The following is a 3,568-nucleotide window of genomic DNA, read 5'->3' on the forward strand; positions in this document are numbered from 1 at the left end:
ACTCCGGTTCGATGGTTCGCTGGAGCGGGGGTGTCCCGCCGTCCGTGGTGCCGCCCGGCCCCGGGCGGCACCACGGACGGCGGGACACCCCCGCTCCAGCGAACCATCGAACCGGAGTCGCGACGATGAGCTACGACGCCTTCTCCCTGGCAGGACGCACCGCCCTCGTGACGGGCGGCAACCAAGGGCTGGGCAAGGCCTTCGCGCTCGCGCTGGCCCGTTCCGGCGCGCGGGTGGCGATCGCCGCGCGCAGCGGCGCGCGCAACGCCGAGACCGTCGCCGAGGCCGCCGCGGAGGGCGTCGAGCTCGTCGCGATCGAGGCCGACATCACCGACGACGCTGCCGTGCAGCGGATGACGGACGAGGCCGTGGCCGCGCTGGGGTCGCTGGACGTCCTCGTCAACAACGCCGGCACCTGCTACCACGCGCCCTCCTGGGACGTCACCGACGAGCAGTGGAACGCCGTGTTCGACCTCAACGTCCGGGCGCTGTGGAAGACGAGCCTCGCGGTCGGCGCGCACATGCGCGAGGCGGGCCGGGGTTCCATCGTCAACATCGGGTCCATGTCGGGGATCATCGTGAACCGCCCGCAGATGCAGCCGGCGTACAACGCCTCCAAGGCCGCGGTGCACCACCTCACGAAGTCGCTGGCCGCCGAGTGGGCCCCGCTGGGCATCCGGGTCAACGCCGTCGCCCCCGGCTACGTCAAGACGGAGATGGCGCCCGTGGACCGCCCGGACCTGCAGCGGTACTGGATCGAGGACGCGCCGCAGCAGCGGTACGCGCTGCCGGAGGAGATCGCGCCGAGCGTGGTGTTCCTGGCCAGCGACGCCGCCAGCTTCATCACCGGCAGCGTGCTGGTCGCCGACGGCGGGTACACGGCGTGGTGACCCGGCGGCCGGCCCGCAGCACCGTCGACGTCCCCGGGGAGGACTCGTGAGCGCGGCAGCACCCGTGGAACCGCCCACCGCCCGCGAGGTCGTGCTCGAGTGCCGCGACCTGCGCAAGTCCTTCGGCGGCGTCCCCGTCCTCAAGGGCGTCTCGCTCGCCCTGGAACCCGGCACCGTCACCGCCCTGGCCGGCGAGAACGGCGCCGGCAAGTCGACGATGATGAAGATCGCCGCCGGGCAGTACCGCGCCGACTCCGGCGAGGTCCTGGTGCGGGGCGAGCCGCTGCACCCCGGCGACATCCGCGCCGCGCACCGCCTCGGGGTGGCGATCGTCCCCCAGGAACTCGCCTCCATCGCCGACATGACGGTCTACGAGAACCTGTTCGTCGGCCGCGAGCTGAAGACGCGGCTGGGCACGCTGGACCGGCGCCGCATGGCCACCCGGGCCGCGGAGATGCTCGAGGTGTTCGGCGTCACGATCGACCCCGGCGCCCGGATGGGCACCCTGCCGGTCGGGATGCAGCAGATCGTGGAGATCGTCAAGAACTCCAGCCGCGGCGCGAAGGTGGTGCTGCTCGACGAGCCCAGCTCGGCGATCTCCGAGCGCGAGGTCGAGGGCCTCTACCGCGTCGTGCGGCGCCTGCGCGACGACGGGGTGGCGATGGTGTTCACCACGCACAAGATGGCCGAGATCCGCGAGCTGGCCGACCGCGTCGTCGTCCTGCGCGACGGCGGCCTGGTCCTGGACGGGCCGATGAGCGAGGTGGGCGACGACGACATCGTCACCGCCATGATCGGCCGTGAGCTGGAGGACCTCTTCCCGCCGCTGCACACCGTGCCCGCCGAGGACGAACCCGTCCTGCGGGTGCGCGACCTGCAGGTCGCCGGGCAGAGCGGCACCGCGTCGCTGGAGGTGCGCCGCGGGGAGGTCCTCGGCCTGGCCGGGCTCGTCGGCGCCGGCCGCACCGAGCTGCTGGAGGGGATCTTCGGCGTCCGCGCCACCACCGGCGGCAGCATCGAGGTCGCCGGCCGCAAGGTGCGGCGCAAGGACCCCGCGGCGGCCATCGCCGCCGGCATGGCGCTGGTGCCCGAGGACCGCAAGCACGCCGGGGCCGTCATGGGCCTGTCGGTGCTGGACAACGGCACGCTGCCGCGCCTGGGCTCCTTCAGCGTCGCGGGCTGGCTGCGCCAGCGCGCCCGCACCCAGCAGGTCGGCAAGGCCATGGAGTCCGTGCGGCTGCGCAGCCGGGGGCTGTCCCAGGACGTCGGCACGCTCTCGGGCGGCAACCAGCAGAAGGTCGTCCTGGCCCGCTGGCTCACCGAGCACGTCGACGTGCTGCTGCTGGACGAGCCCACCCGCGGCGTGGACGTCGGCGCCCGCTCGGAGATCTACCGGATCATCACCGAGCTCGCGGCGGCGGGCATGGCCGTCGTCATGGCCTCCTCGGACATGACCGAGGTGCTGGGGCTCTCCCACCGGGCCCTGGTCATGCGCGACGGCGGCGTCGTCGGCGAGCTCACCCGCGACGACCTCGACGCCCCGCACGTGCAGGAGCTCATCTTCCGCCTCAGCTCCGGCCTCGCGCCCCGCGGCGACGACCGGGCGGGCGCCACCCACGCGACCCCCAGCGGTGAAGGACACGCCTGACATGACTTCCACCCAGACCGCCCCGACGCCGACGCCGGCGACCGCCGAGCGCCGGCGCTTCAGCCGCGAGTGGCTGGTCGCCCAGCTCATCCGCCGGGCGATGCTGATCGTGATGCTGCTGGTCATCGCCTTCTTCAGCTACCGCAGCCTGCGCTTCTCCTCCCCGGAGAACCTGCAGAACATCCTCATCGCGGCCGCCCCGTTCGCGCTCATCGCCCTCGGGCAGACGCTGGTCATCCTCACCGGCGGCATCGACCTGTCCGTCGGCAGCGTCATCGCCGTGGCGGCCATGACGTCGGCGGCCGTGGCCAAGGCCAACCCCGGCCAGGTGTGGCTGACGGTGCTGTCGGCGATGGCGGTGGGCCTGCTCGCCGGGGCGATCAACGGGGTCCTCGTCTCCCGCGTCGACGTGCCGCCGTTCATCGCCACCCTCGGCATGCTCACCGCCGGCTCCGGCATCGCCTACGTCATCGGCGGCGGCGCCCCCATCAACGGCCTGCCCGCGGAGTTCGGCACCATCGCCAACACCAAGGTGCTGGGCCTGCAGATCCCCGTCATCGTCATGATCGTCGGCATCCTCGCCCTCGGGATCATCATGCGCCGCACCTCCTACGGCATGCGCGTGTACGCCGTCGGCGGCAACCGCGTCGCCGCCGAGATCGCCGGCGTCAACGCCCGCCGCACGCTGTTCAGCGTCTACGCCGTCAGCGGCCTGCTCGCCGGCCTGTCCGGCGTGATGCTGGCCTCGCGCGTCATCTCCGGCCCGCCGAACCTGGGGCAGGGCTACGAGCTGGACGCCATCGCCGCCGTCGTCATCGGCGGGGCCAGCCTCATGGGCGGGCGCGGCACCGTCTGGGGCACCGCGCTGGGCCTGCTGCTCATCCAGACCCTCAACAACGGCCTCGACCTGCTGCTCGTGCCGGCCTACTGGCAGGACGTCATCAAGGGCGTCCTCATCGTCGCGGCCGTCGCCGTCGACGTCTGGTCGGTCAAGCGCCGGGCCTGACCCGCGCACCCCACCCCTCTCCTC

General features: G+C 73.0%; 3 protein-coding genes. All 3 read left to right on the forward strand.

Annotation, left to right across the window (positions count from 1 at the left end; translation table 11 throughout):
• The first annotated feature begins 125 nt into the window (after positions 1-125).
• The 3 genes from GTQ99_RS21055 to GTQ99_RS21065 are packed head-to-tail and all read left to right on the forward strand — an operon-like array spanning position 126 to position 3,544.
• Positions 126-890: an SDR family NAD(P)-dependent oxidoreductase gene (locus GTQ99_RS21055; protein WP_166617654.1), complete on the forward strand. Its 765-nt coding sequence runs from the start codon at positions 126-128 to the stop codon at positions 888-890.
• A 46-nt stretch (positions 891-936) separates the two neighbouring features.
• A complete protein-coding gene (locus tag GTQ99_RS21060; RefSeq protein WP_338075175.1) occupies positions 937-2,538 on the forward strand; it encodes a sugar ABC transporter ATP-binding protein in 1,602 nt (533 codons plus the stop codon).
• A 1-nt stretch (position 2,539) separates the two neighbouring features.
• Entirely contained in the window at positions 2,540-3,544 is a 1,005-nt protein-coding gene (locus GTQ99_RS21065; protein ID WP_166617655.1) for an ABC transporter permease, read from the forward strand.
• Positions 3,545-3,568: the final 24 nt, after the last annotated feature.

It is taken from the genome of Kineococcus vitellinus (assembly GCF_009906315.1).
Lineage (GTDB): Bacteria > Actinomycetota > Actinomycetes > Actinomycetales > Kineococcaceae > Kineococcus > Kineococcus vitellinus.